The organism is Streptomyces sp. NPDC020807, from assembly GCF_040641575.1.
Taxonomy (GTDB): domain Bacteria; phylum Actinomycetota; class Actinomycetes; order Streptomycetales; family Streptomycetaceae; genus Streptomyces.
On record NZ_JBFADU010000017.1, the window covers coordinates 1 to 25,574 of the forward strand.

The following is a 25,574-nucleotide window of genomic DNA, read 5'->3' on the forward strand; positions in this document are numbered from 1 at the left end:
CACGTCCCCGTCGAACGTCTCCGCGTACAGGCGGGCGAGCCGCTGGCGGACGCCGGACCGGCCGCGCAGGGGCAGGGCGATGTTCGGGCCGTCGACCGCGACCGCATAGGGGCGCCCGTCGGTCGAGACGACGAACGTGTACCGCTCCCGCGCGAGCTGCACGAGCCGCACGGCGGCCGACGGCTTCTTGCCCCCGTCGTCGACCGGCGGGCGCTTGTTCACCGACCCCCGCCCGGCGTTCACGGCCGACTGCCCGGTGTTCACGGGCGACCGGTCGGCGTTCACGGCCGCTACTTCGATCGGGCGGTCGGGGTCGATCGGTCGGGGCTGGCCGTTCACCTGCCGGGTGGTGCTGTTCACGCGCTCACCTCTCGATCGGTCGACTGCTCACAGGCGTTCATGCGGGCACGGCGCCGCCGGTGCTCGACCCGACCGATCCGCGCACGACGCTCGACCGGTGTGCGGTTCTGTGCCTGGTCAGGGGTGGACCGGTGCTCGATCGAACGGGCGTGAACAAGCCGCGCGAGCATCAGCCAGTCGACCTGGTCCGGCCCCAGGCGGATCGCCCCGGAGTCGACCAATCCGTCGGTGTCCGTGGACCTCGAACCGGTCGGGTCGCTGGTCGGCTGAACGCTTGTGAACGCCGGATCGGTCGACCAGACCAGCAGCAGCGCGAGCGACAGGAACAGTCGGTCGGCTTTGACGTGGTTGCAGGGCTGGCAGGCGAGGACGAGCGCGTTCGCCGACCAGGTCCGGTAGAGCGAGTACGGGACGACGTGGTCCATCGTCGCCTCCCGCAGATCCTTGAACCGGCGGCGGCAGTAGGCGCACCGCCAGCCGTCGCGGGCCGCGAGTTGTGCCTTGCGGGCGCGACGGCGGGCGGAGTTGAGCCGGGGAACGGAGTGCAGACTCATGCGATGCCGCCCTCGACTCCGAAGGCCAGGGCGACGGCAGCGGCCAGGCGACGGACAAACGAGTTCAGGACGCTCGGCGTGCGGCCGTTCAGGACGTCCAGCGCCATGTTGGCCCACGCCTCCCGCTCCCAGTCCTGGGAGTCGGCTAGCGCAATGGCGGCGGACTCCCGCAGGACGGCCGGGTCGTCCACGTCATCCCCGAGCAACACCAGCGACGGGCTGTAGGTCAGCATGCCCAACAGCTCGGCGTAGGTCGGCTGCGCCTCGCCCTCGGGCGCCACCACGGGCAAGTTCAGCAGGGGCGTGATGCTCATGCGGTCACCCCGAAAACGCGGGTGATCGCGGCGGCGGCGTCGGCGACGTAGTCGGCCGGGGGGATCTGCCCGACCGGGGTCTCGCCCCGGTACATCGCCATGGTGCGGTTGGTGAGGTCTTCCAGGGAGAGCAGGTCCGTCGAGACGAGCGCGAACCGCACGGTCTCGCGGATCAGATTGTCGTCCTGGAGGTCCGCGTACGTCAGGGTCGCCCCCGGCGTGAACAGCAGCAGCGTCAGCAGCTCGGCGAACGAGACGTGCACCTGCAGCGGGATGGCGATCCGCACCGGCTCGCACGGGTCGGCGTCGCCGAACACGTCGACGCGGCTGGCGGCAGGGCAAAGGTTGAGCGTTCCGTGCATCATGGACGTACCCCTCAGGGGTCGGGGAGCGACGATCTGCTTGGCGGTAGGGAGTCGCTCCCTGTGAGAGCCCTGGTCTTCTGACCAGGGCTTTCGTACGGAGAAGGCTCCGGTTCCCCGTCTGCCTTCGATAACCAGCGTGCACTAGTCTGCACTAGTCGTCAAGTGCTGCGAGATGGCGTGCGCTAGTTCGCTCTAGTGGGTACTCTCGGGGTATGACTGCCAGCGGGGTACCGAGGTCGAAGGCCGATCAGGTCGCGGACGCGCTCCGTGAGGAGATCAAGAAGATGCAGCCCGGAGAGCGGATGCCTACCCAGCGCGAGTTGGTCGAGCGCTTCGGGTTCGCCGGCCAGACGGTCCAGAACGGTCTGGCGATCCTCAGGGCCGAGGGGGCGATCGTCTCGGCCGGGAACATGGGCAACTTCGTGGGCGGCGTGCCGCAGGGCGATAAGGACGACGAACTCAAGGAAATCCGCTCCCAGATCCAGGCGTTGACTGAACGACTCGCAGCGCTGGAGGAGCGCTGCGAGTCGGGCCGTGCGTGATCTGTCCCCCACCATGCCCCGAAGGGAACGCGTGCAGTAAGTGACACGTTGGGGGCATCGCCGTGGGCCGTGGGGACAGTCCCCTGTCCCCACACTGTCCCTTGCGTGTCCCCCTGGGTGATCGGCCAGACTCGCGGTAAGCACTCGGAAGAGAGGGCACATGGGCGACGACAGGCCCGCATGGGCACGGCGTATCGCGGCGGAGCGAGCGGCACGCGACTGGTCACAACGGGATGCGGTTCGGGCTCTTCGTGCCCACGCGCCCACGGAACTCCCGTCTGACGACAGCATGATCCGGCAGTGGAAGCGCTGGGAGTCCGGCGCCCTTCCGAACGACTTCTACCGACCCGTCATCGCAGCCGTCTTCGGCACGGTGACCAACGCCCTCTTCCCGGCGGCGGCCCGACGCGACGGGGACCAGGAGATCCTGGTCGCGAGCGGCATGGAGACGCTGGAGATCGTGAGTCGCCTGAACCGGTCCGACGTCGACAACGCGACGCTCGACGCACTCCGGATCACGACCGATCGACTCTGCTCCGAGTACCCGTTCATGCCGAGTGAGCAGCTTCTGATTGAAGGGCGTCAGTGGCTGAGGCGGGTTGTGGAGCTGCACTCCAAGAGCCTCACGCTCGCGCAGCACCGCGAGGTCTTGGCCCTCTCCGGGTGGCTGGCCCTGCTCGTCGGCTGCGTCGAGTACGACTCCGGCGACCGTCACGCGGCCGAGTCGACGCGCCGAGCGGCTCTCTCCATCGCGGCCGAGGCGGACCATGCCGAAGTGGCGGGGTGGGCACACGAGATGCGTGCCTGGTTCGCCCTCACCACGGGCGACTACCGGGGCGTTATCGCAGCAGCTCAGGCCGGGGCAGAGGTAGCCGCTCACCACGGCGTCGCCGTCCAGCTCGCGGGGCAGGAGGCAAAGGCGTGGGCGCGACTCGGCGACCGCCGGCAGGTTGAGGTAGCCCTCGACCGGGGACGGCGGCTGCTCGAAGGGATGCCGCACCCGGAGAACCTGGACAATCACTTCGTCGTCGACCCGGCGAAGTTCGACTTCTACTCGATGGACTGCTACCGGCTGGTGGGCGAGGACAAGCTCGCACGGAACCTCGCCGAGGAAGTGCTTCGTGCGGGCACCGACTTCGACGGCACGGAGCGATCCCCGATGCGCAATGCCGAAGCTCGGGTCACGCTGGGGGTGACGGCGGCCCGAGAGGGAGACCTGGAACAGGCGCTCATCATGGGGGAGCGTGCCCTCCAAGGTGACAGGCAGTCTGTGCCCTCGCTCATCATGACGAGCCGTGAACTCGCGGCGGAGGTCCGGCGGCGGTACAGCGACGAGCCTGCGGCTCAGGACTACCTCGCGCACCTGCGCGCGCTGGGACAGGAGAAGCCCGGCTTCCTCCCCAACTAGCCAGCGTTGTTTCTTCTCCGGACCCCGGTCTCACGCTGAGACCGGGGTCTCTGCGTTGCCTCCCGTGAGGTGTCACGGTGTCAGGCCACTGTCAGGGGAGCAGGAGCGACCGGAGCAATCACCCTGGGAGGGTGCCTGCGGTAGCTCACTCCGTGACCCTCCTTGTCGTAGCGCTGCGTAGCTGCCGAGGGTTACCGGTTACCGGTTACAGGTCCAGGGAGCGCTGGTTCGGGCCGTTCAGGGTGGGCGAACCGGTGTCTGCGGCCTGTAACTGGTAACCGGTAACCGGCCGACGCTCACCCGGCGTGACGCCCTGATGGGTGCTGGCCTACACACAAGAGGAGCAGCCCCCGCCCGGGCCGGTGCTCCTCTTGTTCATGCGGTGCGACAGGCCATCGCGTGAGGGCAGCGTCCGCAGCGTCCAACGACCTCTTCTCACTAAGAGCGCTCTGACCTGGGGTGATGCTCTTAGAAGGGGATGGATCTTGCGGACGCTGCGGACGCTACCGGACGCTATACATTTTGTTTAGCGTCCACACGGAAACCGCAGGTCAAGGCCGGTGCGAGAAGGGCTGCGGACGCTGCGGACGCTGTTTTCCTTCAACTCTCTAGGATGAGGAGAGAAGAGGCTTTTCAGGAGCGGGACGGCCGAGGGTCCGCCCCGCCGTCCCGCTCCCCGTGAAAAGCCCCCAGACGCTCCACGCACCAGCACGCGCCCGAAGCCCTCAGGAGCGGCCCCGGCCGCGAGTCCGGCGCTCAGGGAAGAGCCCACGCCACGCGGGCAGACCGGTGGTCTCTTCGATCAGAACCTGGCCGCAGTCGCACTCCGACGATGCCAGGGACGGGAGAAGGCGCCCGAGAGTCGTCCGCCCGAAGGGCGGTCCTTCTTGCTCTTCCCCCGACGGCTGAGATAGCGGCCCGCCGGCCGGTCGCCAGCCCTCGTCTTGGCCCCCGATGGGGCCTGCTAGTCAGACGCGGCGCTAACCGCTAACCGGCTGCTCACGGCCCGCTTGAGGCGCTAGCGGGCCCGCTAACGTTAGCGGGCCGTGGCGCTATCGGCAGAGGACGTTCGGGCCGACCTCGGGCCGTCTGTGGGCCGTCGGAGGGCCGCCGACAGCCACCCGCAACCACCAACAACGACCGAGAGGGCGCGACCGTCGGTCGCGCCCTCTTGCCTCAAATCCCCGCCTAGATCCAGGTGTCCAGCCACATCCTGTTGCGCCACTGGTCTATCGGGATGGGAGTTCCCGTGTAGATGGGCCAGAAGTAGATGAAATTCCAGACGATCAGCAGGACGAGGCATCCCGCCGTCACCGCGCCGAAAGTCCGGCGCCTTTCCGATGAACCCCTGGGGCCGATGATCGCGCCCAGCATCATCGCCACCGCCAGGCACAGGAAAGGCACGAAGACGACCGCGTAGAAAAGGAAGATGGTGCGTTCCTGGTACATGAACCAGGGGAGCCAGCCGGCGGCGATGCCGCAGGCGATGGCGCCCGCGCGCCAGTCGCGGCGGAAGGCCCAGCGCCACAGGACGTAGAGGACGGCGAAGCAGGCGGCCCACCACAGGAGCGGGGTGCCGAGGGCCAGGACCTCCTGGGCGCACTTCTCCTTCGCCGTGGAGGGGCAGCCGGCGGTGCCGGGGGCGGGGGACTCGTAGAAGTACGAGACCGGGCGGCCGAGGACGATCCAGGACCAGGGGTTCGACTCGTACGTGTGCGGGGACGTCAGGCCCACGTGGAACGAGTACACCTCGGTCTCGTAGTGCCACAGGCTCCGCAGCCAGTCCGGCAGCCAGCTCCAGGTGCCGCCGCCGCCCGGCAGCGCGTCCTGCTTCTCGGCCCAGTCGCGGAAGTAGCCCCGGTGGCCCGGCTCGTTCCGTACGATCCAGCCCGTCCAGGTCGCCAGGTACGTGACGATCGCCACCGGCACCACCGAGACGAAGGCCGGGACCAGGTCGCGGCGCAGGACCGCGACGCGCGGGCGGACCGCGCCGGCCGTGCGGCGGCCCGCGACGTCCCACAGGACCGTCATCAGGCCGAACGCGGCCATCACGTAGAGGCCGTTCCACTTCGTCGCCGCCGCGAGGCCGAGCATGACGCCGGCCGCGATCCGCCACGGCCGCCAGCCCATGCGGAGGGTCTCGGCGATCTCCGCGTCGGGGCGCAGGACCCCTTCCTCGTCGACGGGGAGCGCCCCCGCGAACCGTTTCCTCGCCTTGTCGCGGTCGACGACCAGGCAGCCGAAGGCGGCCAGGACGAAGAACATCAGGACCTGGTCGAGCAGGGCCGTGCGGCTCATCACGAAGTGCAGGCCGTCGACCGCGAGGAGGAGGCCCGCCAGGCAGCCGAGGAACGTCGAGCGGAAGAGGCGGCGGCCGATCCGGCACAGCATCAGGACCGACAGCGTGCCGAGCAGGGCCACCATGAAGCGCCAGCCGAACGGCTCGAAGCCGAAGATCTTCTCGCCGAGGCCGATGACCCACTTGCCCATCGGCGGGTGGACCACGTAGCCGGGGTCGGTCGGGATCAGGACCGAGCCGGGGTCCCGCAGGACCGTCTTGTCGATGTCCTTCGGCCACGCCCCCTCGTACCCCTGGTTGATCAGGGCCCAGGAGTCCTTGGCGTAGTACGTCTCGTCGAATATCACCGCGTGCGGCTTGCCGAGGTTCCAGAACCTCAGGACCCCCGCGACCGCCGCGACCAGCAGCGGACCGCCCCACGCCGACAGCCGCCACAGCCGCTCGGCGAGGACGGGGCCGATGCCGAGCAGTGACCACACCCGCTCCGAAGGCCGGGCGTACGGCGGGTCGAGCCGGTCCCGCAGGCCGATGGGGGCGGGGTCGTCGGCGCGGGGCGCGTAGCCGAAGCGCCGCAGCCTCCGCTGCCACGGAGAGGGCTCTGCCACGGGCCCGGCCGCGGGCCCGGTCACGGGCTCCGACACGGGGTGCTGGCCCTCCTGGGCCTCGGGTGCGGTACTGGTCACCGCGCCATCGTAGGGAACGCGCCTGTGCGCGTCGCCTGTCCGGGCTGGGAGGATGTCCTGTGTGACAGGAACGCTGGTACTCGCAGGGACCCCCATCGGTGACATCGCGGACGCTCCGCCCCGACTCGCCACCGAACTGGAGAACGCGGACATCGTGGCCGCCGAGGACACCCGGAGGCTGCGCGGCCTGACCCGGGCCCTCGGCATCCACACCTCGGGACGGGTCGTCTCGTACTTCGAGGGCAACGAGTCCGCCCGTACGCCCGAACTCGTCGAGGCGCTCGTCGGCGGCGCCCGCGTGCTGCTCGTCACCGACGCGGGCATGCCGTCCGTCTCGGACCCCGGCTACCGGCTCGTCGCCGCCGCCGTCGAGCAGGACATCAAGGTCACGGCCGTCCCCGGACCGTCCGCCGTGCTCACCGCGCTCGCCCTCTCCGGACTGCCCGTCGACCGCTTCTGCTTCGAGGGCTTCCTGCCGAGGAAGGCCGGCGAGCGCCTCGGGCGGCTCCGCGAGGTCGCGGACGAGCGCCGCACCCTCGTCTACTTCGAGGCACCCCACCGCCTCGACGACACCCTCGACGCGATGGCCGAGGTCTTCGGCACCGAGCGCCGCGCCGCCGTCTGCCGCGAGCTGACCAAGACGTACGAGGAGGTCAAGCGCGGCCCGCTCGGCGAGCTCGCGGCCTGGGCGAAGGAGGGCGTGCGCGGCGAGATCACCGTCGTCGTCGAGGGCGCCCCGGAGACCGGCCCGGCCGAGCTCGACGCGGAGGAGCTGGTCCGCCGGGTCCGGGTCCGCGAGGAGGCGGGGGAGCGGCGCAAGGAGGCGATCGCGGCGGTCGCCGCCGAGGCCGGGCTTCCCAAGCGCGAGGTCTTCGATGCCGTCGTCGCGGCAAAGAACGCGGAGAAGTCGGTAAAGGAATGACGGGCGGTTCTCCGTAAACCGTAAAGGGATATCCTGAAAGGCAATGGTTTTCCTTCGGTTTTCCGTCTCCTGATGCGCTCGGCTCCGAAAAGGCGTCCACTGGGCAGAGGAGAGGAGCTGGCATGAGCGAGATCACCGGCACCGGCATATCCGTCGCCCACGAGGCGTACGCCTTCGCCTGCATGCGCTGTGGATACGGCTGGGAGCAGGCGTACGAGATCGAGCACCACGTCGACGCGGCGGGCCATCAGTTCGTCGTCTACAAGGCGGACGGGGAGCGGGTGCCGTCCCCGCTGTCCCGTCCCACGTGCAGGAACTGCGACGGCCACGTGGTCCGGATCATGCGGGCCGGCCAGGTGTCGACGGTGCTCGACCTGATCGCGGCGACCGAGAAGCACCACCGCGGGTCGAAGGAGACCAACCCGGTCTCCCCGGCCGGACCGATCGGGCAGGAGCTGACCAAGGACGGGGCGGAGGGCGAGAGGCCTCCGGTTCCGCACCACTGGCACCTCTCCGACCTCCTGCACCCGTTCAGGAAGCAGCAGAAGTAACCGACCGGGCGGCGGCGCTCGTGCTCCTCGTACGATCGGGGGCATGAGTGCTGCCAAGGACGCCCCGCCGCCGCTGCCCGAGCCGCTCCTCGTCGAGGTCGCGGACTCGCACACCCACCTGGACATGCAGTCCGGGACGGTGGAGGAGGCCCTCGTGAAGGCCGCCGCCGTCGGCGTGACCACGGTCGTCCAGGTCGGCTGCGACGTGAAGGGCTCCCAGTGGGCCGCCGAGACCGCCGCCGCCCACGAGCGCGTCCACGCGGCCGTCGCCCTCCACCCCAACGAGGCCCCCCGGATCGTCCTCGGCGACCCCGACGGCTGGTCCCGGCAGGGCGCCCGCCCCGGCGGCGGCGACGCGGCCCTCGACGAGGCGCTCGACGAGATCGACCGCCTCGCGGCCCTCCCGCACGTCCTCGGCGTCGGCGAGACCGGCCTCGACTTCTTCCGTACGGGCCCCGAGGGCATGGCCGCGCAGGAGCGTTCCTTCCGCGCCCACATCGAGATCGCCAAGCGGCACGGCAAGACGCTCGTCATCCACGACCGCGAGGCCCACGCCGACGTCCTGCGCGTCCTCGACGAGGAGGGCGCCCCCGACAGGACCGTCTTCCACTGCTACTCCGGCGACGCCGAGATGGCCGAGATCTGCGCCGCGAAGGGCTACTACATGTCCTTCGCCGGCAACGTCACCTTCAAGAACGCCCAGCCGCTGCGCGACGCGCTCGCCGTCGCCCCCCTCGACCTCGTCCTCGTCGAGACCGACGCGCCCTTCCTGACCCCGGCGCCCTTCCGGGGCCGCCCCAACGCCCCGTACCTGATCCCGGTCACCGTCCGGGCGATGGCCGCCGTGCGGGGGATCGGGGAGAACGAGCTCGCGGAGGCGATCGCCGCGAACACGGCCCGCGCCTTCGACTACTGAGCGTGGACGACTGGTCACCGATCCATAACGGTTACGTGTCGTAGTCGGCCAGTCACGGACGAGTGACCGTGCGCGGGGCTAGGGTCCCGGCCTCGTGAGCACTTCCCAGGGCAGTCACCGAGCCGGCCGGCGGGCGGCGACCCTCCCCGCGTACGAGCGGCCGAGCACGGAGGCGCCGCCCACCGCCCCTGCCGTCGCCGCCCCTGCCGTCGCCGCCCCCGCCTTCGCCGACGGCCCCGTCGTCCCAGGGCAGGGCGGTACGGGCTCCCGCGCCACGGCCCGTCGCGCGGCCCGCCGCCGCAAGGCCTCCGGGCCCGCCGTCGGCGGCGGCGGCCTGCGGCGGCTCGTCCCGCAGGCCCTCGTCGTCGCCTTCCTCGCCGGCGGCACCAGCGCGTTCGTCGCCAACGACAAGGCCGTCCGCCTCTCCGTCGACGGCACCCCGCGCACGCTCCACACGTTCGCCGACGACGTCGAGGAGCTCCTCGCCCACGAGGGCCTCACCGTCGGCGCCCACGACATCGTCGCGCCCGCCCCCGGCGAGGCACTCGCCAACGGCGACGAGATCGTCGTCCGGTACGGGCGGCCGGTCGCCCTCACCCTCGACGGGCAGCGCCGCCAGGTGTGGACCACCGCCAGGACCGTCGAGGGCGCCCTGCGCCAGCTCGGCGTCCGCGCGGAGGGCGCCTACCTCTCCGCCTCCCGCTCCGCGCCGATCTCCCGCCAGGGCCTCGCGCTCGACGTCCGCACCGAGCGGACCGTCACCTTCCTCGCCGACGGCCGCGAGCGGACCGTCCGCACCAACGCCGCCACCGTCCGCGAGGCCCTCGCCGAGGCCGGGATCACCCTGGCCGGGCAGGACACCACCTCCGTCCCCGGCGGCACCTTCCCGCGCGACGGCCAGACCGTCACCGTGCTCCGCATCACCGGCAGCAGGCAGGTGCGGGAGGAGGTCGTCCCGTACGCCGTCGAGAGGGTCCGCGACCCGGGGCTCTTCGCGGGCACCGAGTCCGTCGAACGGCAGGGCGTCGCGGGCGTCCGCCGCGTGACATACAGCGTCCGCACCGTCAACGGCGTCCGGCAGAAGCCCCGCAGGACCGGCGAGGAGATCGTCCGCGAGCCCGTCAGCCGCAGGGTCCGGATCGGCACCCGCCCCCTCCCGACCTCCGTCTCCGGGGCCGACGGCCTCGACTGGGGCGCCCTCGCCGCCTGCGAGTCCGGCGGCCGCCCGAACGCCGTCGACCCCTCGGGGACGTACGGCGGCCTCTACCAGTTCGACCCCGGCACCTGGCGCTCCCTCGGCGGCAGCGGAGTCGCCCAGAACGCGCCCGCGGCCGAGCAGACGTACCGCGCGAAGAAGCTGTACGTCTCCCGGGGCGCGAGCCCGTGGCCCCACTGCGGCCGGAGGCTCTACCGGTGAGGGCCCTCCCGCACTGGCCTAGGCTGTACCGGTGAGCACCGAAAGCCCCGACGCCCTCCTCGGCCCCGCAGACATCCGTGAGCTGGCCGCCGCCCTCGGCGTGCGCCCCACGAAGCAGAAGGGCCAGAACTTCGTCATCGACGCCAACACCGTCCGGCGGATCGTCCGCACGGCCGAGGTCCGGTTCGACGACGTCGTCGTGGAGGTGGGACCCGGACTCGGCTCCCTCACCCTCGCCCTCCTGGAAGCCGCCGACCGCGTCACCGCCGTCGAGATCGACGACATCCTCGCCGCCGCGCTGCCCGCGACGATCGAGGCCCGCATGCCGCAGAAGAAGGACCACTTCGCGCTGGTCCACTCCGACGCGATGCTCGTCCAGGAGCTGCCCGGCCCGGCGCCCACCGCGCTCGTCGCCAACCTCCCGTACAACGTCGCCGTCCCGGTCCTGCTCCACATGCTGGAGCGGTTCCCGACCATCGAGCGGACCCTCGTCATGGTCCAGGCCGAGGTCGCCGACCGGCTCGCCGCCAAGCCCGGCAACAAGGTCTACGGCGTCCCGTCCGTCAAGGCGAACTGGTACGCCGAGGTGAAGCGCGCGGGCTCCATCGGCCGCAACGTCTTCTGGCCCGCGCCGAACGTCGACTCCGGGCTCGTCTCCCTCGTCCGCCGCGCCGAGCCCCTCGCGACCACCGCGAGCCGCCGGGAGGTCTTCGCGGTCGTCGACGCGGCCTTCGCGCAGCGCCGCAAGACCCTCCGCGCCGCCCTCGCCGGCTGGGCGGGCTCGCCCGCCGCCGCCGAGGAGGCCCTGGTCAAGGCCGGGATCTCGCCGCAGGCGCGCGGCGAGTCGCTGACGGTCGAGGAGTTCGCGCGGATCGCGGAGGCGAAGCAGTCGTGAGCGTGACCGTCCGCGTCCCGGCCAAGGTCAACGTCCAGCTGGCGGTCGGCGCCGCCCGCCCCGACGGCTTCCACGACCTCGCCAACGTCTTCCTCGCCGTCTCCCTGTACGACGAGGTCACCGCGACCCCCGCCGAGGCGCTGACGGTCACCTGCGAGGGCCCCGACGCGGACAAGGTGCCGCTCGACCGCACCAACCTCGCCGCGCGCGCCGCCGAGCTCCTCGCCGCCCGGCACGGCATCGCCCCCGACGTGCACCTGCACATCGCCAAGGACATCCCCGTCGCCGGCGGCATGGCCGGCGGCAGCGCGGACGGCGCGGGCGCGCTCCTCGCCTGCGACGCGCTCTGGGGCCTGGACACCCCGCGCGACGTGCTCCTGGAGATCTGCGCCGAGCTCGGCTCCGACGTGCCGTTCAGCCTCGTCGGCGGCGCGGCGCTCGGCACCGGCCGGGGCGAGAAGCTGACCGGGCTGCCGGTCGGCGGGGCCTTCCACTGGGTCTTCGCCCTCGCCGACGGCGGGCTCTCGACGCCGACGGTGTTCCGCGAGTTCGACCGCCTCACGGAGGGCTTCGAGGTCCCGGAGCCGACGGCCTCCCCGGCCCTCCTGGAGGCCCTGGCGGCCGGTGACACGACCGCCCTGGCCGCGACCCTCGCCAACGACCTCCAGGCCCCGGCGCTCTCCCTGCGCCCGTCGCTCGCCGCGACCCTGACGGCCGGCACGGAGGCGGGCGCGCTCGCCGCGCTGGTCTCGGGCTCGGGCCCGACGACGGCGTTCCTGGTGAAGGACGCGGAGGCGGCCGAGACGGTCGCCGAGGCGCTGATCGCGTCGGGGACGTGCAGGACGGCGCGGGTGGCGACGTCGCCGGCGGCGGGAGCGGTCGTCCTGACGGACTGAGGCCGCCCCGCACCCTTCCGTCACCCGGCTGTGCCACTCTGGGCCCGTCGTATCGGACGGGCCCAGGGGGCTTCGCGTGAAACTGGCCAAGCCGGAGTTCCATCCCCTGCTGAAGGTGCTGGGCAACACGGTCCATGCCGTCGTCTCCGCGGCCCTTCTCGTCTACTGGCTCCTTGCCGACGAGTCACTGTTCGACGGCTTCCTGTACTGGTTGGCGACGACCGGCCTGGCCTTCCAGGTACTCGGTGGCTACCGCGGCGCTTCCCTCGCCTGGCGCGAGTGGCGCCAAACACCGCAGCCGGCCGCCTGATCAGCGCTTGTGCCGTGAGATTCGGGCCAGGAGCAGGTTCGGGGCCTGGTTCTGCTGGACGAAGAAGGCCGAGCTGTTCACGTAGACCGTCCGTGCCTGGACCGCGACCGACGTCGGGTTGGTGAGGCCGTCCTTCGCCGTCAGGACCACCTTGTGGGTGCCGTCGGGGCGGACGAGGGCCAGCTCGTCGCGCAGGATCAGCGCCGCGAGGACCGTGTCGCCGTGCCCGGTGAAGGTGAAGTCGTCGATCCAGGCCAGGCCCGTCGCCTTCGTCTCGGCCGGGCCCGCCGTACGTCCGGCGTCGGCGCGCACCGGGATGCGGACCAGCGTCTGCTTGTCCGTGTTCGACACCCACACCGCGCCGTCGTGGACCTTGATCCCGTTGGCGCCGACCCCGGCGCCCGCCGGGGGAGCGATCCCCTGGAGCGCCGCGCCCGTGGCCCAGGCGACGGGGGTGCCGCCGGTCGTCGGTACGCGCCAGACCGTGCCCTTCACCGAGTCGGCGGCGTAGAGCATGTCGCAGGACTCGTCGAGCGCCAGGCCGTTGGGGAAACCTTCCGGCGGGAGCGGGGCGACGCGTACGGGCGTGCCGCCGCCGGCCGGGACGCGCCAGATGCCGTTCTCGGCGGCGGTGCCGGTCGCGTAGGTGACGTACAGCGTGCCGTCCGCGCCCCGGGCGATGCCCATCGTGGCCGCCGCGCCGATGACCGGTGTCCGTGGGTTCGCGACCGCCGGGAAGGTCGCGAGGACCGTCGTCGCGCCCTTCTTCGTGACGCGGGCGACCTGCCGGGCGAGGGCGAAGGTGATGTTCGCGGAGCCGTCGGGTTCGAGGGCGATGTTCTCCGGCGTCTGCCCGGAGGCGAAGGCGAAGTGGGCGACGACCTTCGGGTTGACGATCTTCGGGTCGGCGGTGGCCGAGGCGGGGCCGGCGGCGAGGACGACGAGGGCGGTCGCGGCGGCGGCCGAAGCGAGGGCGCTGGCACGGGTACGGGACATGGGCGGGACTCCCTGGGAGCGTGCGGGGACGGGGGACGACCATGACCGGTCGGCCGTCCCCGGGGCCGGGAGCCCGGGCCGCCGGGTCGCCCGCGCGGCCGACCGCCGCCCTCCGTACGTACGCACGCGCGCCCCCGTACTCACGCGCCGAACTGAGTACGCGCGCCCTGACGCCCGCCCCCGCCCGCGCGGGACCGTACCCCCATGGGATTCAGCGCTCGCGAACTCGCCGCCGCCACCCCCGCCTCGCGGGACCGGTACGTCGACCTGCTCCGGGTCGGCTCGCTCGCCGTCGTCGTCCTCGGCCACTGGCTGATGGCGGCGGTCGGCGCCGACGGGCAGGTCGGGAACATCCTGGCCGTCGTCCCCGGGCTCCAGATCGTGACCTGGGTGTTCCAGGTCATGCCGGTGTTCTTCTTCGTCGGCGGGTTCTCGCACGCCCTCGCCCACCGCTCCCGCCCGGGGTACGCCGCCTTCCTGCGGGCCCGGCTCCAGCGGCTGCTGCGGCCGACGATGGTCTTCGTCGCCGTCTGGGGCGCCCTCGCGCTCGTGCTCCAGCTGGCGGGGGCGGACGGCGGGCTCGCGGGGGTGGCGCTGCGGCTCGTCACGCAGCCGCTCTGGTTCATCGGGATCTACCTCGCGATGGTCGCGTTCACGCCCCCGCTGCTGCGGGCGCACGAGCGGTGGGGCTGGGGCGCCTTCGGTGCGCTCGTCGGCGGGGCGGTCCTCGTCGACGTGCTGCGGTTCGCGGTGGGCGTGCCGTTCGTCGGGTTCCTGAACTTCGCGTTCGTGTGGCTGGCGGTCCACCAGCTCGGCTTCCTGCGGGCCGACGGCCGGATCGGCCGCCCCGCGCTCCTCGCGGGCGCCGGGCTGCTCGGCGCGACGGCGCTCGTGGCCCTCGGCCCGTACCCGCTGTCGATGGTGGGGATGCCCGGCGAGGAGGTCTCCAACATGGCCCCGCCGACCCTCGCCCTGCTCTGCCACGGCCTGTGGCTGGTCGGCGCGGTCGAGCTCCTGAAGGGGCCGGGGGCGCGGCTCGTCGCACGGGCAGGGGTGTGGCGGACGGTGGTCGCGGCCAACGGGATCGCGATGACCGCGTTCCTGTGGCACCTCACGGCGATGCTCGGGGTGTACGGGGCGATGCTCGGGCTCGGCGGGGGGCTGCCGGCCCCGGCGACGGCCGCCTGGTGGGCGCAGGTCCCGCTGCGGTTCGCGGCGGCGGCGCTGCTCACGGCGCTGCTGGTCGCTGTCTTCCGCCGCTTCGAGGCACCGGTGCCGGGGCGCTCAGGCGGGGGCCCCGCGCCCCTCGCAGCCCTGGGCGTCACTCTCGCCCTCTTCGGGGTCCTCGGCCTCTCCATGACGGGCCTGGGGGGACTTCTCACGGGCCACTCGGCCACCCTGATCGCCGTCCCGGTCACCGCCCCGGCGGCGGTGGCGGCGACGCTCGCCGGGTGGCTGCTCGTGGAACGGCCTACATCTCGTCGATGGCGGTGAGGTCGATGTCGATGGGGAAGGGGGCGGAGATATCCAGCCGGTCGCGGTGCATGCCGGTGCAGGTGTACGTCTTGGCGACGGGGTCGAGTTCGTAGACCCGCACCACCGCGTGGTCGTCCTCGCCCTCCATCTCCACCAGCCAGAAGTGCTCGATCCCGGCCGCCGCGTACTTGTGGGGCTTGGTGTCGCGGTCCAGGGATTCGGAGTCCGGCGAGACGACCTCGATGGCCAGCAGGACGTCGGCGACGGGGTACGAGGTCTGGGTCCGACTGGTGACGGCGTCCGCCCGTACGACGAGGACGTCCGGTTCCGGGCAGTTACGGCGGTCGATGACCACGGCCATCTCGCTGTCGACTTTCCACTCCGGCGGTACGGCCGCACGGAGCCCCGTCCGGAGCAGGAAGATCATTGCGCTGTGGAATCGGCGCTGCGGACTCACGAAAACCAGGCTCCCGTCGATCATCTCGGTGTGCGGCGGGAGGTCGGGCAGGGTGAGCAGGTCGTTCACGGTCCAGCCGTCCTGCGGGGGCTGCGGCCATCGCTGCGCGCCGGCCTCGCTCTGTGGCCTGGTCGTCGGCTCGGCGGTCATGGTTCCTCCCATGGGGCGGATTCTTCGGCCTGCCCGTCCACGGTAGCCGCCGGATCCCGATCACGTCATCACGAAGAGTGACCGTTCACCCCACCGTCTACTCTGGACGTCGATCGATCAGCCCTTACAGGAGTCAACGTGGCCGTCAACCTGGTCAATGTCGAGAACGTCAGCAAGGTGTACGGCACCCGTGCCCTGCTCGACGGCGTCTCGCTCGGCGTCTCCGAAGGGGACCGGATCGGGGTCGTGGGGCGCAACGGCGACGGCAAGACCACCCTCATCCGGATGCTCGCCCGCCTCGAGGAGGCCGACACCGGCCGCGTCACGCACAGCGGCGGGCTCCGCCTCGGTGTCCTCACGCAGCACGACTCGCTCGACCCGAAGGCGACCATCCGACACGAGGTCATCGGCGTCATGGCCGACCACGAGTGGGCGGGCAGCGCCAAGATCCGCGACGTGCTCACCGGCCTGTTCGGCGGGCTCGACCTGCCCGGTTTCGAGAACGGCCTCGACACCGTCATCGGCCCGCTCTCCGGCGGCGAGCGCCGCCGCATCGCGCTCGCCAAGCTCCTCATCGAGGACCAGGACCTCATCGTCCTCGACGAGCCCACCAACCACCTCGACGTCGAGGGCATCTCCTGGCTGGCCAAGCACCTCCAGGAGCGTCGCTCCGCGCTCGTCTGCGTCACCCACGACCGCTGGTTCCTCGACCAGGTCTGCACCCGCATGTGGGACGTGCAGCGCGGCACGGTCCACGAGTACGAGGGCGGCTACTCGGACTACGTCTTCGCGCGCGCCGAGCGCGAGCGCATCGCCGCCACCGAGGAGAGCAAGCGGCAGAACCTCATGCGCAAGGAGCTGGCCTGGCTGCGCCGCGGTGCCCCCGCCCGTACCTCCAAGCCGCGCTACCGCATCGAGGCAGCCAACGAGCTCATCGCCGACGTGCCGCCGCCGCGCGACACCAGCGAGCTGATGAAGTTCGCCAACGCGCGCCTCGGCAAGACCGTCTTCGACCTGGAGGACGTGTCCGTCACCGCCGGGCCCAAGGAGCTCCTCAAGCACCTGACCTGGCAGCTCGGCCCCGGCGACCGCATCGGCCTCGTCGGCGTCAACGGCGCCGGCAAGACCTCGCTGCTCCGCGCGCTCGCCGACGCCGCCGTCAGCCAGGGCGAGGAGCAGCCCGCCGCCGGGAAGATCGTCGTCGGCAAGACCGTCCGGCTCGCCTACCTCTCGCAGGACGTCACCGAGCTGCCCGGCACGCTCCGCGTCCTCGAGGCCGTCCAGCAGGTCCGCGACCGCGTCGACCTCGGCAAGGGCCGCGAGATGACCGCCGGTCAGCTCTGCGAGCAGTTCGGCTTCAGCAAGGAGAAGCAGTGGACGCCGGTCGGCGACCTCTCCGGTGGCGAGCGCCGCCGCCTCCAGCTGCTGCGCCTGCTGATGGACGAGCCGAACGTCCTCTTCCTCGACGAGCCCACCAACGACCTCGACATCGAGACCCTCACGCAGCTGGAGGACCTCCTCGACGGCTGGCCGGGCTCCATGGTCGTCATCTCCCACGACCGGTTCTTCATCGAGCGCACCACCGACAAGACCCTCGCGCTGCTCGGCGACAAGACGCTGCGGATGCTGCCGCGCGGGATCGACGAGTACCTGGAGCGCCGTCAGAAGATGGTCGAGGCGTCCGTCCCGGCGCCGGCCGCCGCGCCCGCGCAGGCGAAGCCGGGGGTCTCCGCCGCCGACGCCCGCGCGGCCAAGAAGGAGCTCCAGAAGGTCGAGCGGCAGCTCGACAAGCTCGCCGACAAGGAGGCGAAGCTGCACGCGCAGATCGCCGACAACGCCACCGATTTCGAGAAGGTGGCGAAGCTCGACGCGGAGCTCCGGGAACTGGCCGGGGAGCGCGAGGAGTTGGAGATGCGCTGGCTCGAGCTGGCCGAGGACGCGTAAGAGGCGCATAACGAGGGCATCACAGGCCGGTTCTCCCTTGGGTACGGGGGAGGACCGGCCGCCTTCTCGCCGGGGCGTGAGTGGTAGAAAGAAAACCCGTTCACGTCAAGGGGGAAACCGCTGATGACCCAGCCGCCCAGCAACCAGCCGCCGGGGGGCTTCGGAGCCCCTCAGGACCCGAACCAGACCCCTGGTCAGGCTCCGGGCCAGACCCCGGGCCAGGGCCTGCCGCCCGTCCCGCCGGTCCCGCCGCAGGCACCGCCCGTCCCGCCTCAGGGCCCGCCGGCCGCCGCGCCGAACCCGTACGGGCAGCAGCCCGGTTACGGATACCCGCAGACGCCGGGTCAGCAGCCGGGCCCGTACGGCTACCCGCAGCAGCCGCAGCAGCCGGGGCCCTACGGCTACCCGCAGCAGCAGCCGCAGCCGGGCCCCTACGGCCAGCAGCAGTACGGTCAGCAGCCGAACCCCTACGGCGGTTACCCCGGCGCGCCCACCCCGCCGCCCGGCGGCAACGGCGGGGACAAGAAGCGCACCGCCATCGTCGCGGGCGTCGCCGCCGCGGCCGTCCTGGTCGCCGCCGTCACGACCTGGGCGGTCGTCGGCGGGGGCGACGACGAGAAGAACCCGGTCACCCTGCCGACCGCCACGAGCTCGGCTCCGCCGACCTCGGCCGCCCCCAAGCCCACCGAGTCGGTGGACCAGGGCGACGGCTCCGGCGACGGCCGCGGCGGCGAGGACGACCTCAACGCCGGCCGCCAGGCGGGCGAGGCGAAGGTGGGCTGGCTGCTCAAGAACGACGTCGACCTGCCCCGCAACGGCGCCGACGTCCTCGGCCCGTGGATCGTCGGCGACACCGTCGTCAAGGCGATGTACAAGGGCATCGACGGCTACAACCTCGCCGACGGCAAGAAGAAGTGGCACGTCGACGTGAAGTTCGAGCTGTGCGCGGCCCCGCCCGCGCCGGCCGCCGACGGCACGATGGTCTTCGGGTACAACGACAGCGCCAAGGACGGCGCCAAGTGCACCGAGCTCCAGAAGATCGACCTCAAGACCGGCAAGGTCGGCTGGAAGACGTCCGTGCCCAAGTCCACGGCCCTCTTCGCCTTCGACGACAACACCCTCGCCATCAGCGGCAACACCGTCACCGCCGCCGGTACCAGCAGCGCCTACGGCTTCGACCTCAAGACCGGCAAGCAGATCTTCAAGGGCGCCACCACCGGCTGCAAGCCCTACGGCTACGCCGGCGGCAGCAAGCTCATCGCCGCGATGAGCTGCCCCTCGGGCAGCACCGAGAAGAAGAGCCAGGCCATCGGCGAGGTCGACCCGCGCACCGGCAAGCCCAAGTTCACGTACAAGCTCGCCGCGGACTGGGAGGTGGACAAGGTCTACTCCGTCGACCCGCTGGTCGTCTCCGCCACCCAGCGCGCGCAGAAGAAGTGGTCCGTCTTCGCCCTCGACAACAAGGGCAAGCTCCGCTCGCAGATCCAGGGCGGCAAGGACAAGTTCGCCCCGTCCTGCGGCGGCACCTTCGTCGTCTTCGGCAAGAACCTCCAGGGCTGCACCGGCGTCGCCGCCGACGCCAACACGTTCTACATGGCGACCGAGGTCGACTACGGCAAGCCCAACGAGGTCATCGCCTTCGACCTGAAGACCGGCAAGGCCAAGTGGCGCTCGAAGGCGCCCGGCGAGCAGACGATGATCCCGCTCCGCATGGACGCCGGGAAGGTCCTCGTCTACGTCGACCCGTCGTACGACAAGGGCGGCGCCGTCGCGACCATCGCCCCGACCGGTGGCGCGCCGAAGATCGTGCTCCAGCACCCGGCGTCGACCGCCGACATCGAGAACAGCTTCTACGACCCCGGCTTCGCCTACGGCGGCGGCTCCTTCGTCGTGACGGCGGGACGTGTCTCGGCGTCGAACGACAAGGAAGAAAAGCTGGTCAAGACGATGATGGCGTTCAGCAAGTGAGGTATTGGAACCGATGACGCAGCCCCCGCCGCCCCCGCCGAACCAGCCCCCGGACCCCACCCAGGGTCAGGGCGGCTTCGGCGCCCCCACGCCCCCGCAGCAGCCGCCGGCGCCCGGCTACGGCTACCCGCAGCAGCCGCCCCAGCCGGGATACGGCTACCCGCAGGCGCCCCCGCAGCAGCCGCAGCAGCCGTACCAGGCACCGCAGGCGCCCCAGCCCCAGCAGCCCCCGCAGTACGGCGGCTACCAGCCGCAGCAGCCGGTCCAGCCCCCGTACGGCTATCCGACCCAGCCGCAGCAGCCGTACGGCTACGCCCAGCCCCCGGCCCCCGCGCCGGCGGGCGGGAAGAAGCTGTCCGCGCAGCTCCAGATCCTCATCGCCGCCGCCGTCGCGATCGTCCTGATCGTCGGCGTCGGCATCTGGTACGCCAAATCCTCGGGTGACGAGGGGAACGAGGGCAAGCAGGAGGTCAGCTCGGCCGGTCCCGCCAGTGGCGGCGGCAGCGGCGAGGCCAAGGGCACGGGCGGCGGCACCGGCGGCGGGGGCCAGGAGAAGGCCCCCGAGAACGTCCAGGCGAAGCAGGCCTTCACCGTGCCGAAGCCCAAGGTCCCGGACGTCACCGACGTCTCCGGATCCTGGGTGACCGACAAGGCGTACGTGAAGACCGGCATCAACGGCATCACCGCCTACGACCTCGCCAAGGGCTCCACCGCGTGGACGCTGCCGCTGACCGGCCAGGTCTGCGGCGCCTCCCGGCACGTGACGGCCGACAACAAGGTCGCCATCCTCTTCGAGGCGAGCAAGCGGGTCGCCCCGCGCTACTACCAGCAGTGCACCGAGGTCGGCGTCGTCGACCTCGCCACCGGCAAGCTGCTCTGGTCGACCTCGGTCACCGGCGGCTCGGCCGGCGACGACAAGGCCCGCTTCAGCGAGGTCACGGTCAGCGGCAAGACGGTCGCGGCCGGCGGCACCGACGGCGGCGCGGCCTTCGACATCGCCAACGGCAACCCGCGCTGGAAGCCGCAGCCGAACGACCAGAACTGCTACGACCTCGGCTACGGCGGCGGCGAGGGCCTCGTCGCGGTCCGCAAGTGCGGCCCGTACGAGGCGCAGTACGTCCTCGTCCAGAACCTCAACCCGACGACGGGCGCCCCGCTCTCCCAGTACAAGATGCCGGCCGGCGTCGAGTACGCCTCGGTCGTCTCCTCGAAGCCTCTGGTCGTCGCGGCCGACGTCGGTGACAGCGCCGGTGACGGCAGCGGCATCTCGGACTTCTTCTCGATCGACGAGAAGACCGGCAAGCTCAAGGCGAAGATCACGGCGGACGCGGACCAGTACGCGGGTCGCTGCCGCTCGACCGAGGTCGAGTCCTGCACCAAGCTCGCCGTCGGCAACAACCGGCTCTACGTGCCGACCGAGGAGCACGAGGGCAGCACCGGCGAGTACGGCGCCGAGACGAACGAGATCATCGCCTTCGACCTGAACACCGGGAAGACGGTGCCGGAGAAGGCGGACGCCGGCGACAAGTACCGCCTGGTCCCGCTCCGCATGGACGGCGGCAGCATCATCGCCTACAAGTCCCCGCCGTACGACAAGGGCGGCCGGATCGTCTCGATCGACGGCGTGACGATGAAGGAGACGCTGCTCCTGGAGAACCCGGCGACCCCGTCGGGCAGCGTCGGCGAGAAGACCTTCTCGCCGGACTACTCGGAGATCCTCTACCGCGACGGACGGGTCTTCATGTCCGCCCAGATGCTCTCCTCCCCGAGCTCGTCCTCGTCCTCCTCCGCCAAGGAACCCCTGGCGATTTCCTTCACCACCCGGTGAACCCGCTGACGCCGTAAGGGCGTCCGTGGGACACTCGCGCGGCCCGGCGCATCGGATTCACCCCGATGCGCCGGGCCGTTTGCATGACTCGCCCGTGGGCGAGGAATCCGTGATCGGAACGGGCGGGCCGGGGTCGGCCGGCCCGGAGGATGGGGGTTGACCGGGATGGGCGTACGCCTCGTGGTGGTGGACGACCACCGACTGCACGCCGAGGCGCTGGCGTCGGCGCTGAAGCTGCGCGGGCACCGGGTGCTCGCGGCGGCGGCGCCGGTGGCGGGCGCGGCGGAGCTCGTCGTGGGCCGGGCGCCCGAGGTGTGCCTGCTCGGCACGGCCGCCCCGGCCGCACCCGGCGCCTTCGACGTGGTCGCGCGGATCAAGCGGGAGCGGCCCCAGGTGGCGGTGGTGGTGCTCGGGCCCGTGCCGTCGCCGCGCGGGATCGCGGCGGCCTTCGCGGCCGGGGCCTCGGGGTACGTCCGGCACGACGAGCGGATCGAGGGCGTCGAGCGGGCGATCGTGAAGGCCCGCGCGGGGGAGTCGGCGGTGGCCCCGGGGCTGCTCCAGTCGGCCTTCGCGGAGCTGCTCAACCCGGCGGAGCGGCAGGACGACGAGGGGATGCGGCTGCTGCGGCTGCTCACCCAGCGGGAGGTGGAGGTCCTGGTGCGGGTCGCGGAGGGGGAGGACACGCGGCTGATCGCGGCGGGGATGCGGATCGCGCCGAGCACGGCGCGGACACATGTGCAGCGGGTCCTGATGAAGCTCGGTGTCGGTTCGCGTCTGGAGGCGGCGGCGCTCGCGGCGCGGACGGGTCTGCTCGACCGGGCTGTCCCGCGGCAGCGCGAGGGTTTCACCCTTTAGGGATCACGGGCGTCACTCCTTCGAGGGTTCTCTCGGAGGAGTCCTCGGCATTGACGGCGATGTTCGAATGTGGTTTTTTGTGCGTGGTTCTGTTTGATCCTGCCCGGAGGGCCACGCCCCAGTGAAGAAGACCGTCACCACACTCGCCGACGGCCGCGAGCTGATCTACTACGACAGCCGCGACGACGTCGTCCGCGACGCCGTCGACCCCCGCCCGCTCACCGCCGTCACCTCCCGCTCCGAGCTCCGCCGCGACGCGCTCACCGGCGACACGGTCACCGTCGCCTCGCACCGGCAGGCCCGCACGTACCAGCCGCCGGCCGACGCCTGCCCGCTCTGCCCCGCCAAGGGCGGCCGCGAGAGCGAGATCCCGGACGAGAGCTACGAGGTGGTGGTCTTCGAGAACCGCTTCCCCTCGCTCTCCGGCGGCCTCGGCCGCTGCGAGGTCGTCTGCTTCACCGAGGACCACACCGCCTCCTTCGCCGACCTCACCGAGGCGCAGGCCCGGCTCGTCCTCGACGCCTGGACCGACCGGACCGCCGCGCTCTCCGCCCTGCCCGGCGTCGAGCAGGTCTACTGCTTCGAGAACCGCGGCCAGGAGATCGGCGTCACCCTGCCCCACTCGCACGGCCAGATCTACGCGTTCCCGTACGTCACCCCGCGCACCGCCCTCATGCGGCGCCGGATCGACGAGCACCGCGAGGCCACCGGCCGGAACCTCTTCGACGACGTCGTCGCCCGCGAGGTCGCCGACGCCGAGCGGGTGGTCCTGGAGACCGAGCACTGGATCGCCTTCGTGCCGTACGCCGCCCACTGGCCGTACGAGATCCACCTGCACCCCAGGCGCCGGGTGCCCGACCTGCTCGCCCTCGACGAGGCCGCCCGCACAGAGTTCGCACAGGTCTACCTGGAACTCTTGAGGCGCTTCGACCGGATCTTCGGCCCGGACGAGCCGCCGACGCCCTACATCGCCGCCTGGCACCAGGCGCCGTTCACGGACGAGCGGCGCGAGGAGTTCGGACTCCACCTGGAGCTTTTCACCGTCCGACGGGCCTCTGGCAAGCTGAAGTTCCTCGCGGGCACCGAGTCCGGCATGGGCGCGTTCATGAACGACGTACGGCCGGAGGACGCGGCCCGACGCATCCGAGAGGTGGCGAGCGCGTGACCACGACAGCTCACACGGCAGCTCACACGGCAGCTCACACGACAGCTCACACGACGGCTCACGCGAGGGCCAAGAAGTACCTGGTGACCGGCGGGGCCGGGTACGTGGGCAGCGTGGTCGCCGCCCACCTCCTGGAGCGCGGCGACGAGGTCGTCGTCCTCGACGACCTCTCCACCGGCTTCCGCGAAGGCGTCCCGGCCGGCGCCGGGTTCGTCGAGGGCCGCATCCAGGACGCGGCCCGGTGGCTCGACCCCTCCTTCGACGGCGTCCTGCACTTCGCCGCCTTCTCCCAGGTCGGCGAGTCCGTCGCCAAGCCGGAGAAGTACTGGGAGAACAACGTCGGCGGCACCATGGCGCTGCTCGCCGCGATGCGCGCGGCCGGTGTCCGCAAGCTCGTCTTCTCCTCCACCGCCGCCACCTACGGCGAGCCGGAGACCGTCCCGATCACCGAGTCCGCGCCGACCGCGCCGACCAGCCCGTACGGGGCGAGCAAGCTGGCCGTCGACCACATGATCGGCGGCGAGTGCGCGGCCCACGGCCTCGCGGCCGTCTCGCTGCGGTACTTCAACGTCGCCGGGGCGTACGGGGAGCAGGGCGAGCGCCACGACCCCGAGTCGCACCTCATCCCCCTCGTCCTCCAGGTCGCGCAGGGCCGCCGCGAGGCGATCTCGGTGTACGGCGAGGACTACCCGACCCCGGACGGCACCTGCGTACGGGACTACATCCACGTCGCCGACCTCGCCGAGGCCCACCTCCTGGCCCTCGACGCGATGACCGGAGGGTCCGGGGCGGCCGGATCCGTCCCCCCGGGCGAGCACCTCGTCTGCAACCTCGGCAACGGCAACGGCTTCTCCGTCCGCGAGGTCGTCGAGACCGTCCGGAAGGTCACCGGACACCCGATCCCCGAGATCACCGCCGAGCGCCGTCCCGGCGACCCGGCCGTCCTCGTCGCCTCCGCCGACGCCGCCCGCGAGCGGCTCGGCTGGACGCCGTCCCGCCCGGACCTGGCGGACGTCGTCGCCGACGCCTGGACCTTCGCACAGCAGCGGGAAGGAGTGCGCGCGTGAGCGTCGCCGCCGACTTCGAGGCCCTGTACGGAACCGCCCCCGACGGGGTGTGGGCCGCGCCCGGCCGGGTCAACCTCATCGGTGAGTACACCGACTTCAACGAGGGCTTCGTGCTGCCGCTCGCGCTGCCGCACACCACCGTCGCCGCCGTCTCCCGCCGCGAGGACGGCGTCCTGCGGCTGCACTCCGCCGACATCGACGGCGGGATCGTCCAGCTCGACGTGGACGCCCTCGAACCGCTGTCCGGCGGCGGCTGGGCCGCCTACCCGGCCGCCGTCGTCTGGGCGCTGCGGGAGGCCGGCCACCGGGTGACCGGCGCCGACCTGCACTTCCGCTCGACCGTGCCGACCGGCGCCGGGCTCTCCTCGTCCGCCGCCCTCGAGGTCGTCACCGCCCTCGCCCTGAACGACCTGTTCGGCCTCGGCCTCACCGGGCCCGAGCTCGCGCGGACCGCCCAGCGCGCCGAGAACGACTTCGTCGGCGTCCCCTGCGGCGTCATGGACCAGATGGCCTCCGCCTGCGCGGCGGACGGCCACGCCCTCCACCTGGACACCCGGGACCTGTCCTACCGTCAGGTCCCCTTCGACCTGGCCCGCGAGGGGCTCCGGCTGCTCGTCGTCGACACCCGCGTGAAGCACGAGCTCGGGGACGGCGCGTACGCCGAGCGGCGCGCCGGTTGCGAAGCGGGCGCGCGGGCGCTCGGAGTGAGCCACCTGCGCGACGTGGACGCCGCGACCCTGCCCGACTCCCTCGCACGTCTGGACGAGGTCCTCGGCGACGAGCGGATCCGGCGGTACGTCCGGCACGTCGTCAGCGACAACGCGCGCGTCGAGCGGGTGATCGCGCTCCTCGACGCGGGCGAGATCCGCGCCGTCGGCCCCGTCCTCACCGAGGGGCACGCCTCGCTCCGCGACGACCTGCGGGTCTCCTGCCCCGAGCTGGACCTCGTCGTCGAGGCGGCGAACGCGGCGGGCGCGCTGGGCGCCCGCATGACCGGCGGCGGCTTCGGCGGTTCGGCCGTCGTCCTCGTCGAGACCGACCGGGCGGAGGCGGTCACCGCCGCCGTCGAGAAGGCCTTCGCCGAGGCCGGTCACGCGGCCCCCGGCGTCTTCCCGGCCGTGCCCTCGCGGGGCGCCCGCCGGCTCTGAGCCGGAACCGTCGGTACGGCCGCGCCCCCTGTCCGTACCGACAGTTCCGAAAACGGCCCCCACCGGCCCGCCCCGCCCCTACTCTGGG

At 72.0% G+C, this 25,574-nt stretch carries 23 protein-coding genes and 1 pseudogene; 17 read left to right on the plus strand and 7 right to left on the minus strand.

Features of this window, described 5'->3' with window-relative positions; translation table 11 throughout:
- The 4 genes and pseudogenes from AB0G79_RS22960 to AB0G79_RS22975 form a co-directional block, all read right to left on the minus strand.
- Nucleotides 1-360: pseudogene (locus tag AB0G79_RS22960) on the minus strand (ATP-binding protein); the annotation flags it as partial.
- Nucleotides 357-914 (minus strand): HNH endonuclease, encoded by a 558-nt coding sequence (locus AB0G79_RS22965; RefSeq protein WP_360809294.1) that lies wholly within the window; start codon nucleotides 912-914, stop codon nucleotides 357-359. The gene AB0G79_RS22965 and the pseudogene AB0G79_RS22960, both read right to left, overlap by 4 nt.
- A complete protein-coding gene (locus AB0G79_RS22970; RefSeq protein WP_360809296.1) occupies nucleotides 911-1,228 on the minus strand; it encodes a hypothetical protein in 318 nt (105 codons plus the stop codon). Before AB0G79_RS22970 ends, AB0G79_RS22965 begins: the two co-directional genes overlap by 4 nt.
- Nucleotides 1,225-1,593, minus strand: a complete 369-nt coding sequence (locus AB0G79_RS22975; RefSeq protein ID WP_360809298.1) for a hypothetical protein — start codon at nucleotides 1,591-1,593, stop codon at nucleotides 1,225-1,227. Before AB0G79_RS22975 ends, AB0G79_RS22970 begins: the two co-directional genes overlap by 4 nt.
- A 212-nt stretch (nucleotides 1,594-1,805) precedes the next feature.
- On the opposite strand from AB0G79_RS22975, the gene AB0G79_RS22980 reads away from it, so the two are divergent.
- Together AB0G79_RS22980 and AB0G79_RS22985 are read left to right on the plus strand one after the other, a co-directional pair.
- Nucleotides 1,806-2,135 carry a GntR family transcriptional regulator gene (locus AB0G79_RS22980; RefSeq protein WP_360809300.1) on the plus strand — a complete coding sequence of 110 codons (330 nt, stop codon included), beginning with the start codon at nucleotides 1,806-1,808 and terminating at the stop codon, nucleotides 2,133-2,135.
- A gap of 160 nt (nucleotides 2,136-2,295) precedes the next feature.
- Nucleotides 2,296-3,543, plus strand: a complete 1,248-nt coding sequence (locus AB0G79_RS22985) for an XRE family transcriptional regulator (RefSeq protein ID WP_360809302.1) — start codon at nucleotides 2,296-2,298, stop codon at nucleotides 3,541-3,543.
- 1,188 nt (nucleotides 3,544-4,731) lie between these two features.
- Here the strand turns inward: AB0G79_RS22985 and AB0G79_RS22990 are convergent.
- Complete coding sequence (locus AB0G79_RS22990; protein ID WP_360809530.1) at nucleotides 4,732-6,483, minus strand: phospholipid carrier-dependent glycosyltransferase; 1,752 nt, start codon at nucleotides 6,481-6,483, stop codon at nucleotides 4,732-4,734.
- 94 nt (nucleotides 6,484-6,577) lie between these two features.
- Between AB0G79_RS22990 and rsmI the strand changes: the two genes are divergently transcribed.
- From rsmI to AB0G79_RS23025, 7 genes are all read left to right on the plus strand, one after another.
- Nucleotides 6,578-7,447, plus strand: a complete 870-nt coding sequence (gene rsmI / locus AB0G79_RS22995) for a 16S rRNA (cytidine(1402)-2'-O)-methyltransferase (RefSeq protein WP_360809304.1) — start codon at nucleotides 6,578-6,580, stop codon at nucleotides 7,445-7,447.
- Nucleotides 7,448-7,569: 122 nt separating this feature from the next.
- Nucleotides 7,570-7,998, plus strand: coding sequence for a hypothetical protein (locus tag AB0G79_RS23000; RefSeq protein ID WP_360809306.1), 429 nt, complete (start codon nucleotides 7,570-7,572; stop codon nucleotides 7,996-7,998).
- 43 nt (nucleotides 7,999-8,041) lie between these two features.
- Nucleotides 8,042-8,914, plus strand: coding sequence for a TatD family hydrolase (locus AB0G79_RS23005; RefSeq protein ID WP_360809308.1), 873 nt, complete (start codon nucleotides 8,042-8,044; stop codon nucleotides 8,912-8,914).
- 94 nt (nucleotides 8,915-9,008) lie between these two features.
- Nucleotides 9,009-10,331 carry a ubiquitin-like domain-containing protein gene (locus AB0G79_RS23010; protein ID WP_360809309.1) on the plus strand — a complete coding sequence of 441 codons (1,323 nt, stop codon included), beginning with the start codon at nucleotides 9,009-9,011 and terminating at the stop codon, nucleotides 10,329-10,331.
- Nucleotides 10,332-10,362: 31 nt separating this feature from the next.
- Nucleotides 10,363-11,226 (plus strand): 16S rRNA (adenine(1518)-N(6)/adenine(1519)-N(6))-dimethyltransferase RsmA, encoded by an 864-nt coding sequence (gene rsmA / locus AB0G79_RS23015; protein WP_360809311.1) that lies wholly within the window; start codon nucleotides 10,363-10,365, stop codon nucleotides 11,224-11,226.
- On the plus strand, nucleotides 11,223-12,122 hold the full coding sequence (locus AB0G79_RS23020; protein WP_360809313.1) for a 4-(cytidine 5'-diphospho)-2-C-methyl-D-erythritol kinase: 900 nt from the start codon (nucleotides 11,223-11,225) through the stop codon (nucleotides 12,120-12,122). Before rsmA ends, AB0G79_RS23020 begins: the two co-directional genes overlap by 4 nt.
- Before the next feature lie 76 nt (nucleotides 12,123-12,198).
- Entirely contained in the window at nucleotides 12,199-12,432 is a 234-nt protein-coding gene (locus AB0G79_RS23025) for a hypothetical protein (protein WP_360809315.1), read from the plus strand.
- Here the strand turns inward: AB0G79_RS23025 and AB0G79_RS23030 are convergent, their stop codons facing one another.
- Nucleotides 12,433-13,428, minus strand: coding sequence for a hypothetical protein (locus AB0G79_RS23030; RefSeq protein ID WP_360809317.1), 996 nt, complete (start codon nucleotides 13,426-13,428; stop codon nucleotides 12,433-12,435).
- 204 nt (nucleotides 13,429-13,632) lie between these two features.
- Between AB0G79_RS23030 and AB0G79_RS23035 the strand changes: the two genes are divergently transcribed.
- Nucleotides 13,633-14,922 (plus strand): acyltransferase, encoded by a 1,290-nt coding sequence (locus AB0G79_RS23035; protein ID WP_360809319.1) that lies wholly within the window; start codon nucleotides 13,633-13,635, stop codon nucleotides 14,920-14,922.
- Here AB0G79_RS23035 and AB0G79_RS23040 read toward each other — a convergent pair.
- The gene (locus AB0G79_RS23040) at nucleotides 14,900-15,511 is read right to left on the minus strand and encodes a Uma2 family endonuclease (RefSeq protein ID WP_360809532.1); all 612 of its coding nucleotides are present in this window, start codon (nucleotides 15,509-15,511) and stop codon (nucleotides 14,900-14,902) included. The two genes, AB0G79_RS23035 and AB0G79_RS23040, sit on opposite strands and share 23 nt — an antisense overlap.
- Before the next feature lie 138 nt (nucleotides 15,512-15,649).
- Between AB0G79_RS23040 and AB0G79_RS23045 the strand changes: the two genes are divergently transcribed.
- From AB0G79_RS23045 to galK, 7 genes are all read left to right on the plus strand, one after another.
- The gene (locus tag AB0G79_RS23045) at nucleotides 15,650-17,455 is read left to right on the plus strand and encodes an ABC-F family ATP-binding cassette domain-containing protein (protein ID WP_360809321.1); all 1,806 of its coding nucleotides are present in this window, start codon (nucleotides 15,650-15,652) and stop codon (nucleotides 17,453-17,455) included.
- Between the two features lie 123 nt (nucleotides 17,456-17,578).
- Nucleotides 17,579-19,423 (plus strand): PQQ-binding-like beta-propeller repeat protein, encoded by a 1,845-nt coding sequence (locus AB0G79_RS23050; RefSeq protein WP_360809323.1) that lies wholly within the window; start codon nucleotides 17,579-17,581, stop codon nucleotides 19,421-19,423.
- A gap of 13 nt (nucleotides 19,424-19,436) precedes the next feature.
- Nucleotides 19,437-21,251, plus strand: coding sequence for a PQQ-binding-like beta-propeller repeat protein (locus tag AB0G79_RS23055; RefSeq protein WP_360809325.1), 1,815 nt, complete (start codon nucleotides 19,437-19,439; stop codon nucleotides 21,249-21,251).
- 165 nt (nucleotides 21,252-21,416) lie between these two features.
- A complete protein-coding gene (locus AB0G79_RS23060) occupies nucleotides 21,417-22,106 on the plus strand; it encodes a response regulator transcription factor (protein WP_360809327.1) in 690 nt (229 codons plus the stop codon).
- A 121-nt stretch (nucleotides 22,107-22,227) separates the two neighbouring features.
- Nucleotides 22,228-23,271, plus strand: coding sequence for a galactose-1-phosphate uridylyltransferase (galT, locus tag AB0G79_RS23065; RefSeq protein WP_360809329.1), 1,044 nt, complete (start codon nucleotides 22,228-22,230; stop codon nucleotides 23,269-23,271).
- 80 nt (nucleotides 23,272-23,351) lie between these two features.
- Nucleotides 23,352-24,338, plus strand: coding sequence for a UDP-glucose 4-epimerase GalE (gene galE / locus AB0G79_RS23070; RefSeq protein ID WP_360809534.1), 987 nt, complete (start codon nucleotides 23,352-23,354; stop codon nucleotides 24,336-24,338).
- Nucleotides 24,335-25,486, plus strand: a complete 1,152-nt coding sequence (gene galK / locus AB0G79_RS23075) for a galactokinase (RefSeq protein ID WP_360809331.1) — start codon at nucleotides 24,335-24,337, stop codon at nucleotides 25,484-25,486. Before galE ends, galK begins: the two co-directional genes overlap by 4 nt.
- Nucleotides 25,487-25,574 lie beyond the last annotated feature (88 nt).

Coding starts and splice junctions, on each gene's coding strand:
- AB0G79_RS22965 (WP_360809294.1), bottom strand. CDS start 914: ATGAGTCTGCACTCCGTTCCCCGGCTCAACTCCGCCCGCCGTCGCGCC.
- AB0G79_RS22970 (WP_360809296.1), bottom strand. CDS start 1,228: ATGAGCATCACGCCCCTGCTGAACTTGCCCGTGGTGGCGCCCGAGGGC.
- AB0G79_RS22975 (WP_360809298.1), bottom strand. CDS start 1,593: ATGATGCACGGAACGCTCAACCTTTGCCCTGCCGCCAGCCGCGTCGAC.
- AB0G79_RS22980 (WP_360809300.1), top strand. CDS start 1,806: ATGACTGCCAGCGGGGTACCGAGGTCGAAGGCCGATCAGGTCGCGGAC.
- AB0G79_RS22985 (WP_360809302.1), top strand. CDS start 2,296: ATGGGCGACGACAGGCCCGCATGGGCACGGCGTATCGCGGCGGAGCGA.
- rsmI (WP_360809304.1), top strand. CDS start 6,578: ATGTCCTGTGTGACAGGAACGCTGGTACTCGCAGGGACCCCCATCGGT.
- AB0G79_RS23000 (WP_360809306.1), top strand. CDS start 7,570: ATGAGCGAGATCACCGGCACCGGCATATCCGTCGCCCACGAGGCGTAC.
- AB0G79_RS23005 (WP_360809308.1), top strand. CDS start 8,042: ATGAGTGCTGCCAAGGACGCCCCGCCGCCGCTGCCCGAGCCGCTCCTC.
- AB0G79_RS23030 (WP_360809317.1), bottom strand. CDS start 13,428: ATGTCCCGTACCCGTGCCAGCGCCCTCGCTTCGGCCGCCGCCGCGACC.
- AB0G79_RS23035 (WP_360809319.1), top strand. CDS start 13,633: ATGGGATTCAGCGCTCGCGAACTCGCCGCCGCCACCCCCGCCTCGCGG.
- AB0G79_RS23040 (WP_360809532.1), bottom strand. CDS start 15,511: ATGACCGCCGAGCCGACGACCAGGCCACAGAGCGAGGCCGGCGCGCAG.
- AB0G79_RS23050 (WP_360809323.1), top strand. CDS start 17,579: ATGACCCAGCCGCCCAGCAACCAGCCGCCGGGGGGCTTCGGAGCCCCT.
- AB0G79_RS23055 (WP_360809325.1), top strand. CDS start 19,437: ATGACGCAGCCCCCGCCGCCCCCGCCGAACCAGCCCCCGGACCCCACC.
- AB0G79_RS23060 (WP_360809327.1), top strand. CDS start 21,417: ATGGGCGTACGCCTCGTGGTGGTGGACGACCACCGACTGCACGCCGAG.